The organism is Psychroflexus gondwanensis ACAM 44, assembly GCF_000355905.1.
In the GTDB taxonomy this organism is placed as follows: Bacteria; Bacteroidota; Bacteroidia; order Flavobacteriales; family Flavobacteriaceae; genus Psychroflexus; species Psychroflexus gondwanensis.
Genome location: NZ_APLF01000003.1, coordinates 13,768 through 27,999, shown reverse-complemented (window position 1 = coordinate 27,999; position 14,232 = coordinate 13,768). Strand labels below are relative to the sequence as shown.

The window sequence follows — 14,232 nt, the reverse complement described above, 5'->3', positions numbered from 1 at the left end:
TTTAAGGAATACCCTAGTAACACTTATAGATATGCTGAGTCATAGCTACTAATAGGCAATCAAAAACGTCGTAATTTATTATTCATGTGCAGTTTAAAGACCTGAAAGCACAACAAAGCGTGTCGGGAACTTTATGAGCGTATTGAAAACAAAGGCAAGAGTAAAAAACTAGCATTATTTGCAGTTAATAAGCTGTTGAAACAAGCCTTTGCAATTGCTAAATCTGGTAGACCTTATGATGAAAATTACGTTTCTGTGTTGCCTAAATAAATAGAGGAAAATCAATTAAAAAAGCTCAAAGAATCAGTTTTACGAATCCATGAGCCTAGACTACTAGTGTTTCAAATTAAATTAGAAAAGAGTTGTTTTTTACCTCAGTTCTTTGTTATGCATCGTTTTTATCAGAGTTTACATTTGACGCAGATGGCGGCGGCGGAAGATTTGATTCTTTTTGTTTTACTGGTTGTTTGTTTTCTAAATATGTAATTAATTCTGATGCTGTATCTAAAACTTTTTCTATATGTCCTTTTTTGTCAATTATAAGGTGAGTTGGATATCCTCTTAAATTTAATTTATTTTGAATTAAGTTTTCTTGTTCTGAAATAACTTCATACTTAAACTCTTTTTTATTTAAGAATTTTATTAATGGTTCTTTTTTATCGAGTGCCAAACTTAGAAATTGGATATTCTTTTTGTTACGATAGTTTTCCACTAATTCGTTTAATTCTGGTATTTCCGCTATACAAGGTTTGCAAGCAATAAACCAAGTTTTTATTATAGTTTTTTTTCCTATAAGACTATCGTTATTATAATGCATGCCCTTCATATCTATAAATTCAAACTCTGGAAATTTCATGCCCTCCATTTTATAAAAGCTGTAAGCAACTTTAGCAGTAGCTTTAATTGTACTCGAAATCGATTTATTTACATCCGGCGGTATTGTATATAATTTGTAAATTTTCAAACTATCGGATTTAATTTCTATGGGCATATACTTTCCTGAAGTAAGTTCATTAAGAAATTTATCTTTTGTGATTACTTCTGATTTTTCATTTAGAGGTCTGAAATCTGATGATAATGATATATCGTAATAATAATATGAATACCATTTCTTATAATCTGATATTATATTTTCAACATTTACAAGAGGTTCAAATTTTTCTTTTGTGTTTAAAGTTTTATCAGACTGTTCCTTACAAGAACAAATGCTCAGAATTATTAAAATGAATAAAAGATTTTTCATATTTTTTTTGTTTAAATGATGCATAACGTTTGGTATATGGTTTGCTGCTTAAGCACTAAGATAACAAAAAAGGTACTACTGTAGGAAATTCGATAAAATTTCCGTGGTAATCATTAAACACAGCCTAGCAATAAAATATATACTGCTTAAGTTTGATTTCTAGTAAAATACTTAGTTTTAGTTATTGATCAGAAAGAACAAAGGAGAGAATTAAGGTTACTATATACGGTGAAGTTTCAAACTTCGACAATCCCGAAGCCTCGGGAATAATCCTCTCTCTTTTACTCCTAAAATCACGATCTCCCGATACCTATCGGGACTGTGAGACTTTAGATCTCGTTTTCAAGCCTGTACTGAGCTTGTCGTAGTGTTTTTGTGAGTAAAGTAGCTGGTTCTTTCATAAATCAATTCTTATGAATAAATATAAAGAAACTTTCGGAGTTGACATCAGCAAAGATGTCTTTGATGTACATGGTAGTACTACAGGTCATAATCAGTATAAAAATGATGAGTCAGGTTTTAAGAAGTTTCTTAAAAGATTACCTTCTGATTGTTTAGTAGCCATGGAAGCTACAGGCTATTATCATTACAGACTCGCTCAGTTTCTTTACAAAAATGATGTGGTAGTCTCTGTCATAAACCCTTTAATAATAAAGCGTTTTATACAAATGAAATTAGCAAAAATAAAAACAGATAAGAGTGATGCTAAAATGATCTGTGAATTTGCCTTGATTAACGAAATACCCTTATATACTGCTTTAACAGATGTACAGAGTGAATGTTTACAGTTATTTAGAGTGCTAGATAATTTTATAAAACATCGTACTGCTACCAAGAATAAAATGCACGGAGAAGAAGTATTAGGTATTCCATCAAAGTTCACATATCGATCTTTGAGACGAAACAAGAAGCATTATGATATTGAGATAAAAGCTATTGAAGAAAAGATTCTTTCTCTAGTAAAAGAGGACCAGCAACAACAACTCACATTGCTTATTAGCGTACCTGGCATAGGCCAGAAAACAGCTTTGTTTTTAATCATAGTTACTGATGGGTTTTCTAAGTTTTAAACAGCCTCACAACTTTGCAGCTATGTCGGCATCACCCCAACGACAAGAGAGTCTGGGAGCAGTGTGAGAGGCAGGGCACGTATAAGTAAAGTGGGTAATAAAAGCTGCGAAATCTGCTGTTTTTATGTTCTTTCAATGCCTGTAAGCACAACAAAGCATGTCGGGAACTTTTTGAGCGCATAGTAAACAAAGGAAAAAGCAAAAAACTAGCTTTAATTGCCGTAGCCAACAAGATACTCAGGCACTGTTTTGATATCGCAAAATCTGGAAGGCCTTATGATGAAAGTTACGTTTCTGTGTTGCCTAAATGAATATAGAATAAAATCAATTAAAAAAGCTCAAAGAATCAGTTTTACGAATCTATGAGTGAAGACTACTAGTGTTTCAAATTAAAGTAGAAAAGAGTTGTTTTTAGCCACAGTTCTTTGTTGCCATTTCGTTGTTTTTCAGAGTTTAAATTATTCATCTAAATTCTATTTTAAAAATTTCAGTGTTTGAGTTAATTTATTCAGCGTTTTAATCCGCAAACTTTTTTATTACGTTTAGTGAGCAATTCAGCAACTTGCTAAATTCCGCACACAATTTGCTTTTTGTTTTTCAATTCATATTTTCGATTCCGCAAACAATTTCAATTCCGATTGAGTGACAAATTCCATAACGAATTTATGGTAAAATAGGAATTCCTATCCAATACATAACAAACATAATTCCTACTGTTATTCCAAAACTACTTAAGGTTAGAAGTTGCCAATATGTTGCTCTTCCATCCCATAATTTCCAAACTCTGTCTCCCATTTCTTTCCTTTGTTTTTTTAAAGTCAATTTGGCAAGTATGAATGTTGCTACTATAAAAATCAATATTGCTATTGTCCAAAACTTAATCATAATTTCTATTTTTTAAAATATCGTTATTTCTGTAACGGTTTTTTTTCAATGGATGGCAACAAAGAGATAACACAACAAGTTGTGTTATCTCTTTGTTGTAAAACATTTGAAAAAAACCATTGTCATATTAATATTGAGTTTTCTGCTATCGAATTGCGGACAGAATAACAGCGAAACGAAACAACTAGCGATTGAAAAACCAATCCAACATTTTATGACTTTTCGATTGGCAGATAACGAATTAGTTGAATATGATATTGATACACTTAAAAACTTCAATGAAGTAATAAAAATTCAGGACGAAACAGATTGTTTACGAGAATACGCAATATTCAAATTGGAAACAGAAGATAAAATCTATAAAATCCAACCGTTACAATTTTGCGAGAGTATATTTGATTACAAATTGAGGGAAATACTTTATGTAAATACTGATAGTATTACTGTAAACTACGAGCTTAAATTTCCAATAGATAGTTTGAAATTTGCTCTGACAAATCATTTATTTAATCCGAGTAATAATAGAAATTATTCTCTTGCAGACGAGAAAAAGTTGATTAGTATAAACATTGATAGCACTAAAAATATAGCTCAAACTAAAAAACTACTTTTAAATATAATTAAGGAATTAAACGCAATGGAAAATAAGCCTAACTTCGGTTTTATGTTTGAGGATAGAGGAATATTGCCAAAACCAATTATTGTGGAATAAAAACATTTTACAACAACATATATGGCTCATAGCTAGTCATTTGCTTAATCTAAGTTAAGGCATATTTGCGAGTTCGCCAAATTTTTAAATTTGGCTTATTAGTAAAAAAAGATAATAAGAAAAATTTAAAAATTCGGCTCGTGCTTCATCCGAAACTATTTGTTTAATTTGCACGCTACGAGCCATATACAGAGACGTTATTCATTGTATAAATCTAGTGATTTTTTATCGTCTTAAAAGTCTTAACATTAAAAACATACTTTAATAAACGTTGAAATCTTGAAGGTTATTACTCTTCAACTCTTAGTGTTGCTCAGCCTTGAGATAACCGATATTTGATTCAAATTCAGGCCAAGAGATGGGGTATAATAGATACTCCATCTCTTGGCCTGGAATACCAATCGAACAGGTTTTAGTTAGTCTGTGATCAATTTTAAAATAAGCCCTATGTTATCTATTCGTTGAGCTTCATCTATAAAAATAATTTTGAAGTTCGCAATGGTATTTTTAAGTTGATCTAATTTGGGATTCAATACTAATCTTCTAACCCTTAGATCCTCTCCATTTAGAAAAAGATATTCATTTTCTTCCACTAGTTTATTGAATAAAGTGGTCTTACCTACCTGTCTCTAACCTCTTAAAATAATCGCTTTACCAGCCCCAAAACGATTTTTAATTTTAAGTTCCAATTTCTTTTTATCATAGTCAGGCATTGTATTCCCTAAATATTACTTATTAAAAATTAATTTCATAAAATCAAACTTCAAAATAACCATATAATCGCAGAACCTTCTTCATAATACCCCTCCAAGATGGATGTTGAAAGCTAAGATGAACTGTTAAGAAATGTATCGTAGAGCATAAAATAGAGTTGCGAACAAATTCAGAATAAATTCTTTTGAAAAACATACCATGAATTTAATCCAGAGACCATTTGTACTTAAAATAGGCTAGACCAACTCTCCTAGTTTTAAATTTTGAGGGAGTGTATATTCTTATAGAATTGCCTTAAAAACTCAAGCTCTTATTTACCATTAAAATCTTTTTGTAAACTGATTAAAGTCATCGAATACTCGAGACATCCCTCCTATTTTCGCATGAAGCTAATAAGCCTTAAGCTATATTATTTTTAAAATAAAACACCGCTTAATTGGTAATTATCATAACTCAAAGACTATGACTACAAAAAACAGACTTGTCTCAAAATACAATGTCCCAGGCCCTCGATATACAAGCTACCCTACTGTTCCCTATTGGGATGAGAGTAGCTTTACAGTCGACAAATGGAAAAATAGCCTACAGAGAGGATTGGGAGTTACACCTAAAGCAAAACATATTAGCCTCTATATCCACTTACCCTTTTGTGAGAGCATGTGTACCTTCTGCGGATGTACAAAGCGAATTACCAAAAATCACACTCTAGAACTGCCCTACATTAAGGCTTTACTTAAAGAACTTTCTATGTATAGAGAGGTTCTGGGAGATGGACTAGTCATTCAGCAACTTCATCTAGGTGGAGGAACGCCAACTTTCTTTTCTGTCGAAAATTTGGAGGAATTGCTAATGGGCATTTTTAAGATAGCAGATAAGGCTGCAGATTGCGAATTCAGTTTTGAAGGTCATCCTAACAATACAACAAAAGAGCACCTAGAAATGTTTAACCATAACGGTTTCACTAGAGTATGTTACGGTGTTCAAGATTATAATGAAACCGTGCAAAAAGCCATTAACCGCATTCAACCTTTCGAGCATGTAGAACAGGCTACAAAAACGGCTCGCGAAGCGGGTTTCTCCTCTGTAGGACACGATATTATTTTTGGACTGCCTTTCCAAACACAGGAGCACGTCCTCCATACTATAAAACAGACCATTGCGTTAATGCCAGATCGTATTGCCTTTTACAGTTATGCTCATGTGCCGTGGATAAAAGGAAATGGACAACGTGGCTATAGCGAAGAAAACTTACCAACGCCAGAGCAAAAACGCTTGCAATACGAAACTGGTAAAAAGGGATTGCTAGAGGCTGGTTACGTAGAGATAGGTATGGATCATTTTGCCTTAAAAACAGATGACCTTTATAAAGCACAACAAAAAGGACAGATCCATCGTAATTTTATGGGTTATAACTCTTCAAAAACCGATGTCATGATAGGTCTTGGAGTTTCGGCCATTGGAGATAGCTGGTATGGCTTTGCGCAGAATGTAAAAACCTTAAAAGACTATTATGAGTTGATGCGAAAGGACACTTTACCCTTACTGCGTGGTCACCTATTAACTGAGGAAGACCTCATCATCCGTAAACATATTCTCAACTTAATGTGCAGTTTCAAAACCTCTTGGAAAGAGGAACATCTTCAAATCCCTCAAATGGAGGATATCGTGTTTAAGCTTTCAGAAATGGAGGCAGACGGATTGGTAGACATAGCTGAAGATAGTATTGCCGTTACAGAAGCAGGAAAACCCTTTGTTCGTAACGTGTGCTTGCCATTTGACCTGAGATTGCAACGTAAAAAACCAGAAACCAAATTGTTCTCAATGACTGTTTAATTCTAATTTTAGAATTTAGTCAAAAAGAGGGGTTCAAAATGAAGTACACTTTCGTTCTGAAGCTGCTTCGAAGCAGCTAGCTATTAAAATTTTGCATTGTCCGTTAACATCGCTAAACATTAATTAGCCGACTATCGTTTTGCCCTACCAATAATTATCGGGACTAAAGGATGTCGCTATTGTAAAAGCCAATAACTGACCTTGGATTTTTGCTCCCTTTAGGAGTGGGGCAACAAAAATCAGTCAACCTTAGGCGTGTATTTTTGCTCCCTTTAGGAGCGGGGCAAGCAAAATCAGTCAACCTTAGGCGTGGATTTTTGCTCTATTTAGGGGCGGTGAAACAAAAGCTAGGCAATCTTAGTCGAGGTTTTTTGCTCCCTTTAGGGGTGGGGTAAAAAAAATCAGTCAACCTTAGGCGTGTATTTTTGCTCCTTTAGGAGAGGGGCAAAAAAAAATCAGTCAACCTTAGGCGAGGATTTTTGCTCCCTTTAGGAGTGGGGTGAAAAAAATCAGTCAACCTTAGGCGTGGATTTTTGCTCCCTTTAGGGGTGGAGCAACAAAAAAATCAGTCAACCTTAGGCGTGGATTTTTGCTCTATTTAGGAGCGGGGTAAAAAAAGCTAGGCAATCTTAGTCGAGGTTTTTTGCTCCCATTAGGGGTGGGGCAACAAAAATTGAGAGATGAGAAAGCTGCTTTTTTAGTGGAGCTTCACTCTTTTTGGCGCTTTTCTATATCTTCATCGCGCAAGCGTTTATTTCTTTGCTTGCGATCTTTTCCTTTGCTGATCTTGTAGATAAGGAATGCTGCAATGCCTATAAGGACAATGCCGTAAATACCATATTCTACCCATCCTCCAGTCCATCGGTCTTGAAGTAGTATCGTAGATAATATCATAATTATGGATTTGAATTTGTATGCTCAGATTCTTTTGTCGACTCCGTATTGGGTGCCTTCTTGTCGCTGCTTGCAAGACTATAAATCACGGCTACAAGGATGACACAAACTACAGCAAAAATAGCAATCATGATGGTTCCAAGCCCCCAATTAACAAGTGGTAAAAAATGTGTGTTCATGTGAATATATTTTAAGTTTATAAATAAAAGTTAATAACAAGATTGTTCTGCAGATACCTGTTCAATCGACACACCTTCTGCAGGTGATACATAAGGAATTCCAAGACCTAATCCTCTCAAAATAAAAAGTACTCCAACAATCACAACAAATACAGGTATCACCTTCAAAATGCGTTGTTTAAAAGTAGCGTTTAAGAAATTGCCTAAATAGGTTGCTGTTGTCATGAGAGGGATAGTTCCCAACCCAAAAAACACCATATACACTCCACCTTCAATAGCACTTCCTGCAGCAATGCTAGCGAAAACAGCCATATAGACCAAACCACAAGGTAAAAATCCATTTAAGAAACCAATGGTAAAGAAACTATCCATCGACTTCCGCTTCAATTCTGCCCCAAGAGCACTTTTCACTTTACCTACCCATTTGTACATAAAGGAAGAGCCATTATAACGCCCAAATAATTTTGAAGGTACTAGAATTGCTAATATCATCAAGACCCCAACAGCAACGGAAATGTACTGCTGGAATCCAAATAGATCGAGGCGTCTGCCCAAGAAACCAAACAGCAACCCAATAGTGCCGTAAGTCAATAATCTTCCCGCATGATAGCTCATTATTTGCAGTACGCGTTTTACGGGATTATGACGATCCACGGGGAGCATAAACGCAATAGGGCCGCACATTCCCACACAGTGAAAACTTCCTAACAAACCGAATATGAGTGCTGAAATCAACATACCTAATAGGTTATCTCCTTTTTAAAACGAAATTTTTTCCCTTCATACTCCCAATCTATCGTAATATTCCATCGGCCTTGTAGCAAGAATTCATCAGGAATAAGAAAATTGGAATCTGTAAGTTCTAGTGGAAGTTCAAAATCCAGTTTTTTGCTGGATGTTCTGTAAAGGAATACAGTGCCTTCTATGTTCTTAGGATCGTAGCTTTCTGGAAACTCAAGCAAGTAACCCTTCGTAGTTTTCTGTCCTGTAATCTGCTCTTCCATAGCCACAGAATTCTGCCGTGCATAGATATCCTCTTGCAACTCCATTTCTTTTTGGTAATACCCATCGGTAACCAAATCATGCTCAAGATTATGATCGGTCGTCATTTTATACACCAAGACGAGAATGAAACCTATAAAAAGCACCATTCCAATGACTAGTCCTGTTCCCCAATTTATTTTCATAATTTCTATTTTTTAGTATGTTGCTTTTCAGCATCGAGTTTTGAGCTCATCCCTTTAGCCTTACATGAAGGATTCTTTCCTGATTGACCATTTTTGCAGCCTTGGCAGCAATCCTTCTTAATCTGTTCCTTCATCCTGATTTAATTTATATTGACTTAATTTATACTGTTTTGGGCGTGCCCTTTTTTCGCAAAAGCATCAAAAAGGTCGGGCTATACGCTGCAAGTCCTCGCTCTCCAGAAAGCCTTCAGGAGAGCTGTGGGCTTTCCACTACTATCCCTCACGCATTTTAAAACCCCAAATTACTTATAAGTCCGCGGTCCTAAAAAGGCTGTTCGCGTCGTTTCAATCTGTTCATCTCCGCTAAATACTGCGATAACAACTTTATCCTTATCACCACTCAGTGAACCCGCATTCAATTCAACAAAAAGCGTCCCTTCTGCCATACCTCCAGCAGGAATTGTAAAGGTGTCTCGGCTTACTATTTCAACGCTTCCCTTATGAGACATCAACTCAAAACGCACATCTTCAATATCCGCATTCGTTTTATTAATGATTTTATAGGTGTACACATTGCTTATGAGGTTGTCTGCTTTATATTCATAAAGTTGTCCTGGTAGTCTAAAGATATCTGCCTCTACGTCGTTACGTAAAAAAAGCATCCCTACCAGCACCGAAACCAATATCCCCAAGACCACTGTATACCCTTTTAAACGCGGAGTGAATTCAAATTTTGTTTTCTTTTCTATATTCTCCTCACTAGCATAGCGAATTAGACCTTTAGGGAGATCCACCGCTTCCATTATAATATTACAAGCATCTATACAGGCTGTACAGTTAACGCATTCCAGTTGAGTACCATTTCTTATATCTATTCCAGTAGGACATACATCCACACATTGATGGCAATCTATACAATCCCCTTTTCCCGAAGCTTCGCGATCTTCTTTTTTCTTAAATTTGGCGCGCCCCTCTTCCTTTTCTCCACGCTTATGATCGTAAGCAACAACAATAGATTTATCATCGAGTAAGGCGCCCTGCAGCCTTCCGTAAGGACAAACGATGATACACACCTGCTCTCTAAACCAGGCGAATACAAAATAAAATACTCCTGTAAAGATCACTAGCGAAACCAAAGTACTTAAATGTTCCATGGGTCCATCTGTGATATATCGTATTAGGCGATCACTCCCTATGAGGTAGGCCAAGAAAACATTGGCAATTAAAAAGGAAATCACAAAAAAGACAAACCATTTCAAAGAACGCTTACGGATCTTCTCTTTATTCCAGGGCATTTTTGCGAGACGCTTCTGCTTACCTCGGTCGCCATCTATCCAATATTCAATCCTACGGAATACCATTTCCATAAAAATAGTTTGTGGACAGACCCAACCGCAGAAAAGTCTACCAAAGGCGACGGTGAAGAGAATAATGAAAACAACTCCGGTAAGCATCATGATCACAAAAATGTAAAAATCCTGAGGCCAAAACGGAAACCCGAAAATATTGAACCGCCGTTCTAAAACATTAAATAACAAAAATTGATGCCCGCCAATTTTAATAAAGGGTGCAGCGAATAAGAAAGCTAAAAGCACATAACTCACATATTTTCGGTATTCGTACCATTTACCAACGGGTTTTTTTGGAAATATCCAGGCTCTGTCTCCTTCTTCATTCAGCGTTCCGATGGTATCTCTAAAATTATCCTTGCCTTGTTCTGCCATTAGTTTATGTTTTGCCGGTATAGATCAGCATTTACATTTTGATCTTTTGGAGCTTTATAGTGTTAATCATTAAGGTTGCCTATTTCTCAGTTAAAAAAAGTAGAACTATAGCATCGTCCCAGGCCACAAGACTGTGTCTTAGGTTCATAGGAATATCATAACTTTCAAAACAAGCATAACGTCTACTCTCTGTTTCAGTATTAAAATCAATTTCACCTTGTACCACCATTAATTTAGCTTTACAAGGAGCTAAGTGTTCTGCCAATTCCACTCCACGTCCTAAACCTATAGCAATGACGGTCGTATCTCCTTCTTCATAAATAGTTTTCATGACAGGCTGATCACTTACTTTTAAATTTTCCGCTACTTCTTTCATCTTTAGACTTCAGTATTACTCTTCTTTAACCACATCTCCAGTCACAGGCTGATCTTCTATCATCACCTCAACTTCTTTGTCGTCTTTAACGTTCACCTCTACCTCTTCTACAGGTGCCGACGGGTCTACCCAAATTTCACCTTCTGGTTCTTTTGGGTCTGCAGGATTGGTTCCATGTAAGCTCAAAACATAGCTAGCTACCTGTGCCATTTCAGCAGGCTTCAATTCAGCCTTCCAAGACACCATGCCTTTACCAGCACGACCACCTTCAGAAATAACCTCAAATACATTTTTTATTCCTCCGCCTAATATCCAATGGTCATCGGTAAGGTTTGGACCTATACCACCGCCGCCATCTGCCTTGTGGCAAGCGACGCAATTACCAGTAAAAATACCCTTACCAGCATCTAAATCACTAGCTTTAGTAAGTCGTACGACTGTATTTATATCGATGAGATCTTTTGCTGTCTTTTTATAGTCTTCAATTTCAATTTTCGCTTCGGCTAGTGCAATTTGATATTCTTCAATTTGATCGGTGCCGTCAAAAACATGGTAATTAACCATATAAGCAATAGCAAAAATGATAGTTGCGTAAAATCCATAAACCCACCATGGTGGTAATTTGTTATCCAGCTCGCGAATACCATCATAGTTATGATCCAAAACAATCTCACCTTCTTCTTCTACAGGTTTAGTTCCCAGCAGATTTTTGTAAGTCGTCTTAATCCAACTGAACTGGTTTTCTTTGGCCAGAACGAGGTCCTCATCGTATTTTGCCTGCTTTTCAGGTTTTAAACTTCTATACAATATGCTACTTAGTGCTGCAATACAGACTTCTCCTGCAATGTAAATAAGCATGAGTATTCCGAATGCTCCCCACAACCAAGGTTTCTCTATAAATATAGAAGCCTCCCCTGTTGTCCCAATATAATGCAGGAATAAAAATCCAAAAATTGCAAAACCTATTATTCTTAAAAATGCTGCTGTCTTCATAAGATGTCATCTTTTGGGTTATTCTCTAATGGGATATTACTTACTTCCTCAATATGCTCCTTTTTGGTAGTGAATACCCACCAGAAAAGAGCAACAAAAAAGACGAAGAATATGACTAAGGAAATGATAGGGTAGATCTCTACCCCATCTATATTTTCCAAATTACCTTTTATATATTTCAACATAATTATTGGTTTTCGGTTAATGTGACATCGTCTGGAGACTTAATTTTAAGATCCGTTCCCAAACGTTGCAGGTAAGCGATAAGAGCAACCACTTCACGGTTACGCATTTCCACAAAATCTTCTCCATTTTCTGCGGCATACTTTTTATCGGCTTCATACGTTTTTACAAAATCGGGATCTGAATATAGATTTTCCTCAATTTGCGCGCCTTGTTCTAACATCCATTCTTGAGCACGCTCCACCTCTTCCAAGCTATAAGGAACTCCAAGTGTGATCATGGCTTCCATTTTGTCCTCCGTCTGACTCTTATCAAGTTTGCTGTTGATGAGCCATTTATAGGATGGCATTATAGAACCCGATGAGGTGCTTTGCGGATCGTAGAAGTGATTTAAGTGCCAGTTGTCACTGTATTTTCCACCAACACGAAATAGATCTGGGCCTGTTCTCTTACTTCCCCATAGGAACGGATGATCGTAGACATATTCTCCAGATCTAGAATAATCTCCATAGCGTTCTACTTCACTTCGGAAGGGACGTATCATCTGCGAATGGCAGGACACACAACCTTCTCGGATATAAAGATCTCGACCTTCAAGTTCTAAAGGCGTATAAGGTTTTACTGTAGATATAATGGGAACATAATCATCTACAATTAGTGAGGGTATAATTTGTACCATACCTCCTATTAAAATAGCGATAGTCGCAAAAATGGTTAGTTTCACTGGTCGTCTTTCCAACCAAGTGTGGTAACCTTCTTTAGCAGTACGTTTTCTAGTGACTTTTTGTAGTGGTTCAGCTTCCGCTAATTCGTCGGTAACTTCGCCTCCTTGTCTTACGGTTCTTACAACATTATAAAGCATAACAAAGGCTCCTAGAATATAGAGAGTTCCCCCTATTGCTCGCATCCAATACATAGGAATAATTTCGTTGAGTGTTTCCAAAAAGTTACCATACATAAGGGTTCCATCTGGGTTAAATTGCTTCCACATAGAGGCTTGTACAAACCCTGCAACGTACATTGGTAAGGCGTACATAATAATACCTAAGGTCCCCACCCAAAAGTGAACATTGGCTAATTTGATAGACCATAACGACGTTTTGAAAAGTCTAGGCACCAGCCAATAAATCATACCAAAAGTCAAGAATCCATTCCAGCCTAAGGCGCCCACGTGAACGTGTGCAATGATCCAGTCGCTGTAGTGAGCGATGGCGTTTACATTTTTAAGCGAAAGCAAAGGACCTTCAAAAGTTGCCATACCATAACAGGTAATAGCCACTACCATAAATTTAAGAACTGGATCGGTACGCACTTTATCCCAAGCTCCACGTAAGGTTAAAAGCCCATTTATCATACCACCCCAAGACGGAGCAATAAGCATTATAGAAAAAGCGACACCCAGATTTTGTGCCCAATCTGGTAATGAAGTATATAACAAGTGGTGAGGTCCTGCCCAGATATAGATAAAAATCAACGACCAAAAGTGAACGATAGAAAGTTTGTAAGAATATACAGGTCTATTTGCCGCTTTAGGGACAAAGTAATACATCAAGCCAAGGAAAGGAGTAGTGAGGAAGAATGCAACCGCATTGTGTCCATACCACCATTGTACCAAAGCATCTTGAACTCCTGCGTAGACCGAGTAACTTTTTAAAATGCTAATAGGCAACTCTACACTATTTATAATATGAAGAACAGCCACGGTCACAAAAGTTGCTAAGTAGAACCAAATCGCTACATAGAGATGACGCTGTCTTCTTTTTAAAATAGTCCCGATTAGGTTGGCGCCAAACGCTACCCAGATTATTGCAATGGCAATATCAAAAGGCCATTCTAGCTCTGCATACTCTTTTGAAGTTGTATAACCTAATGGTAAAGTGATTGCTGCACCAACTATAATGGCTTGCCAACCCCAATAGTTAAGGTTACTCAACCAATCTTTCCACATACGCGCTTTTAATAACCGCTGTGATGAATAATAAACCCCAGCAAAGATAGCATTACCTACAAAGGCGAAGATGACGGCATTGGTATGAAGTGGACGTAACCGTCCAAAACTCAACCACGAAATTCCGTCTGTTATGTTGGGAAATAAAAACATAAAGGCTAGCAATAGTCCAACGGACATTCCTACAATACCCCAAAATATGGTGGCATTTACGAACTTCTTCACGATCTTATTATCGTAGTAAAATTGTTCTGTTTGCATATTCTATTAGTTAATGAATTAAGTTGATTT

At 36.6% G+C, this 14,232-nt stretch carries 15 protein-coding genes and 2 pseudogenes; 4 read left to right on the top strand and 13 right to left on the bottom strand.

Annotated features, from left to right (window positions below):
* Positions 1-51: 51 nt before the first annotated feature.
* Positions 52-270 (top strand): annotated as a pseudogene (locus PGOND44_RS15795) (IS110 family transposase); the annotation flags it as partial.
* Positions 271-385: 115 nt separating this feature from the next.
* On the opposite strand, the gene PGOND44_RS02265 reads toward PGOND44_RS15795, so the two are convergent.
* Complete coding sequence (locus PGOND44_RS02265) at positions 386-1,243, bottom strand: TlpA family protein disulfide reductase (protein WP_003436160.1); 858 nt, start codon at positions 1,241-1,243, stop codon at positions 386-388.
* Between the two features lie 413 nt (positions 1,244-1,656).
* Here PGOND44_RS02265 and PGOND44_RS02260 point away from each other — a divergent pair.
* Positions 1,657-2,624: pseudogene (locus tag PGOND44_RS02260) on the top strand (IS110 family RNA-guided transposase).
* Between the two features lie 352 nt (positions 2,625-2,976).
* On the opposite strand, the gene PGOND44_RS02255 reads toward PGOND44_RS02260, so the two are convergent.
* On the bottom strand, positions 2,977-3,198 hold the full coding sequence (locus PGOND44_RS02255; protein ID WP_003436157.1) for a hypothetical protein: 222 nt from the start codon (positions 3,196-3,198) through the stop codon (positions 2,977-2,979).
* Positions 3,199-3,304: 106 nt separating this feature from the next.
* Here PGOND44_RS02255 and PGOND44_RS02250 point away from each other — a divergent pair, with 106 nt between their 5' ends.
* Positions 3,305-3,910: a hypothetical protein gene (locus tag PGOND44_RS02250; protein WP_003436154.1), complete on the top strand. Its 606-nt coding sequence runs from the start codon at positions 3,305-3,307 to the stop codon at positions 3,908-3,910.
* A 416-nt stretch (positions 3,911-4,326) separates the two neighbouring features.
* Here the strand turns inward: PGOND44_RS02250 and PGOND44_RS15165 are convergent, their stop codons facing one another.
* A complete protein-coding gene (locus PGOND44_RS15165) occupies positions 4,327-4,503 on the bottom strand; it encodes a hypothetical protein (RefSeq protein WP_003436146.1) in 177 nt (58 codons plus the stop codon).
* Between the two features lie 583 nt (positions 4,504-5,086).
* Here PGOND44_RS15165 and hemN point away from each other — a divergent pair.
* Positions 5,087-6,457, top strand: a complete 1,371-nt coding sequence (hemN, locus tag PGOND44_RS02240) for an oxygen-independent coproporphyrinogen III oxidase (RefSeq protein ID WP_040555695.1) — start codon at positions 5,087-5,089, stop codon at positions 6,455-6,457.
* Between the two features lie 708 nt (positions 6,458-7,165).
* Here hemN and PGOND44_RS02235 read toward each other — a convergent pair.
* The 10 genes from PGOND44_RS02235 to ccoN all read right to left on the bottom strand — a co-directional run bounded on the left by PGOND44_RS02235 (position 7,166) and on the right by ccoN (position 14,202).
* Entirely contained in the window at positions 7,166-7,351 is a 186-nt protein-coding gene (locus PGOND44_RS02235) for a hypothetical protein (protein WP_003436140.1), read from the bottom strand.
* 2 nt (positions 7,352-7,353) lie between these two features.
* The gene (locus tag PGOND44_RS15695; RefSeq protein ID WP_003436138.1) at positions 7,354-7,530 is read right to left on the bottom strand and encodes a hypothetical protein; all 177 of its coding nucleotides are present in this window, start codon (positions 7,528-7,530) and stop codon (positions 7,354-7,356) included.
* A 30-nt stretch (positions 7,531-7,560) separates the two neighbouring features.
* Positions 7,561-8,268 carry a sulfite exporter TauE/SafE family protein gene (locus PGOND44_RS02230; protein ID WP_040555693.1) on the bottom strand — a complete coding sequence of 236 codons (708 nt, stop codon included), beginning with the start codon at positions 8,266-8,268 and terminating at the stop codon, positions 7,561-7,563.
* 2 nt (positions 8,269-8,270) lie between these two features.
* Positions 8,271-8,717, bottom strand: a complete 447-nt coding sequence (locus tag PGOND44_RS02225) for a FixH family protein (protein WP_003436133.1) — start codon at positions 8,715-8,717, stop codon at positions 8,271-8,273.
* A 5-nt stretch (positions 8,718-8,722) separates the two neighbouring features.
* On the bottom strand, positions 8,723-8,851 hold the full coding sequence (locus PGOND44_RS15995) for a hypothetical protein (protein WP_003436130.1): 129 nt from the start codon (positions 8,849-8,851) through the stop codon (positions 8,723-8,725).
* A gap of 168 nt (positions 8,852-9,019) precedes the next feature.
* Entirely contained in the window at positions 9,020-10,441 is a 1,422-nt protein-coding gene (ccoG, locus tag PGOND44_RS02220) for a cytochrome c oxidase accessory protein CcoG (RefSeq protein ID WP_003436128.1), read from the bottom strand.
* Between the two features lie 79 nt (positions 10,442-10,520).
* Complete coding sequence (locus PGOND44_RS02215) at positions 10,521-10,817, bottom strand: cupin domain-containing protein (RefSeq protein WP_003436126.1); 297 nt, start codon at positions 10,815-10,817, stop codon at positions 10,521-10,523.
* Between the two features lie 15 nt (positions 10,818-10,832).
* A complete protein-coding gene (locus PGOND44_RS02210; protein ID WP_003436122.1) occupies positions 10,833-11,810 on the bottom strand; it encodes a cbb3-type cytochrome c oxidase N-terminal domain-containing protein in 978 nt (325 codons plus the stop codon).
* The gene (locus tag PGOND44_RS02205) at positions 11,807-11,995 is read right to left on the bottom strand and encodes a cbb3-type cytochrome c oxidase subunit 3 (protein WP_003436117.1); all 189 of its coding nucleotides are present in this window, start codon (positions 11,993-11,995) and stop codon (positions 11,807-11,809) included. Before PGOND44_RS02205 ends, PGOND44_RS02210 begins: the two co-directional genes overlap by 4 nt.
* A 2-nt stretch (positions 11,996-11,997) precedes the next feature.
* On the bottom strand, positions 11,998-14,202 hold the full coding sequence (gene ccoN, locus PGOND44_RS02200; RefSeq protein WP_003436112.1) for a cytochrome-c oxidase, cbb3-type subunit I: 2,205 nt from the start codon (positions 14,200-14,202) through the stop codon (positions 11,998-12,000).
* Positions 14,203-14,232 lie beyond the last annotated feature (30 nt).

Bases quoted from the DNA above. Each gene is read 5' to 3' on its own strand.
- PGOND44_RS02235 (WP_003436140.1), bottom strand. From the start codon at position 7,351: ATGATATTATCTACGATACTACTTCAAGACCGATGGACTGGAGGATGG.
- PGOND44_RS02255 (WP_003436157.1), bottom strand. From the start codon at position 3,198: ATGATTAAGTTTTGGACAATAGCAATATTGATTTTTATAGTAGCAACA.
- ccoN (WP_003436112.1), bottom strand. From the start codon at position 14,202: ATGCAAACAGAACAATTTTACTACGATAATAAGATCGTGAAGAAGTTC.
- ccoG (WP_003436128.1), bottom strand. From the start codon at position 10,441: ATGGCAGAACAAGGCAAGGATAATTTTAGAGATACCATCGGAACGCTG.
- PGOND44_RS02205 (WP_003436117.1), bottom strand. From the start codon at position 11,995: ATGTTGAAATATATAAAAGGTAATTTGGAAAATATAGATGGGGTAGAG.
- PGOND44_RS15995 (WP_003436130.1), bottom strand. From the start codon at position 8,851: ATGAAGGAACAGATTAAGAAGGATTGCTGCCAAGGCTGCAAAAATGGT.
- PGOND44_RS15695 (WP_003436138.1), bottom strand. From the start codon at position 7,530: ATGAACACACATTTTTTACCACTTGTTAATTGGGGGCTTGGAACCATC.
- PGOND44_RS02265 (WP_003436160.1), bottom strand. From the start codon at position 1,243: ATGAAAAATCTTTTATTCATTTTAATAATTCTGAGCATTTGTTCTTGT.
- PGOND44_RS02225 (WP_003436133.1), bottom strand. From the start codon at position 8,717: ATGAAAATAAATTGGGGAACAGGACTAGTCATTGGAATGGTGCTTTTT.
- PGOND44_RS02230 (WP_040555693.1), bottom strand. From the start codon at position 8,268: ATGTTGATTTCAGCACTCATATTCGGTTTGTTAGGAAGTTTTCACTGT.
- hemN (WP_040555695.1), top strand. From the start codon at position 5,087: ATGACTACAAAAAACAGACTTGTCTCAAAATACAATGTCCCAGGCCCT.
- PGOND44_RS02210 (WP_003436122.1), bottom strand. From the start codon at position 11,810: ATGAAGACAGCAGCATTTTTAAGAATAATAGGTTTTGCAATTTTTGGA.
- PGOND44_RS02215 (WP_003436126.1), bottom strand. From the start codon at position 10,817: ATGAAAGAAGTAGCGGAAAATTTAAAAGTAAGTGATCAGCCTGTCATG.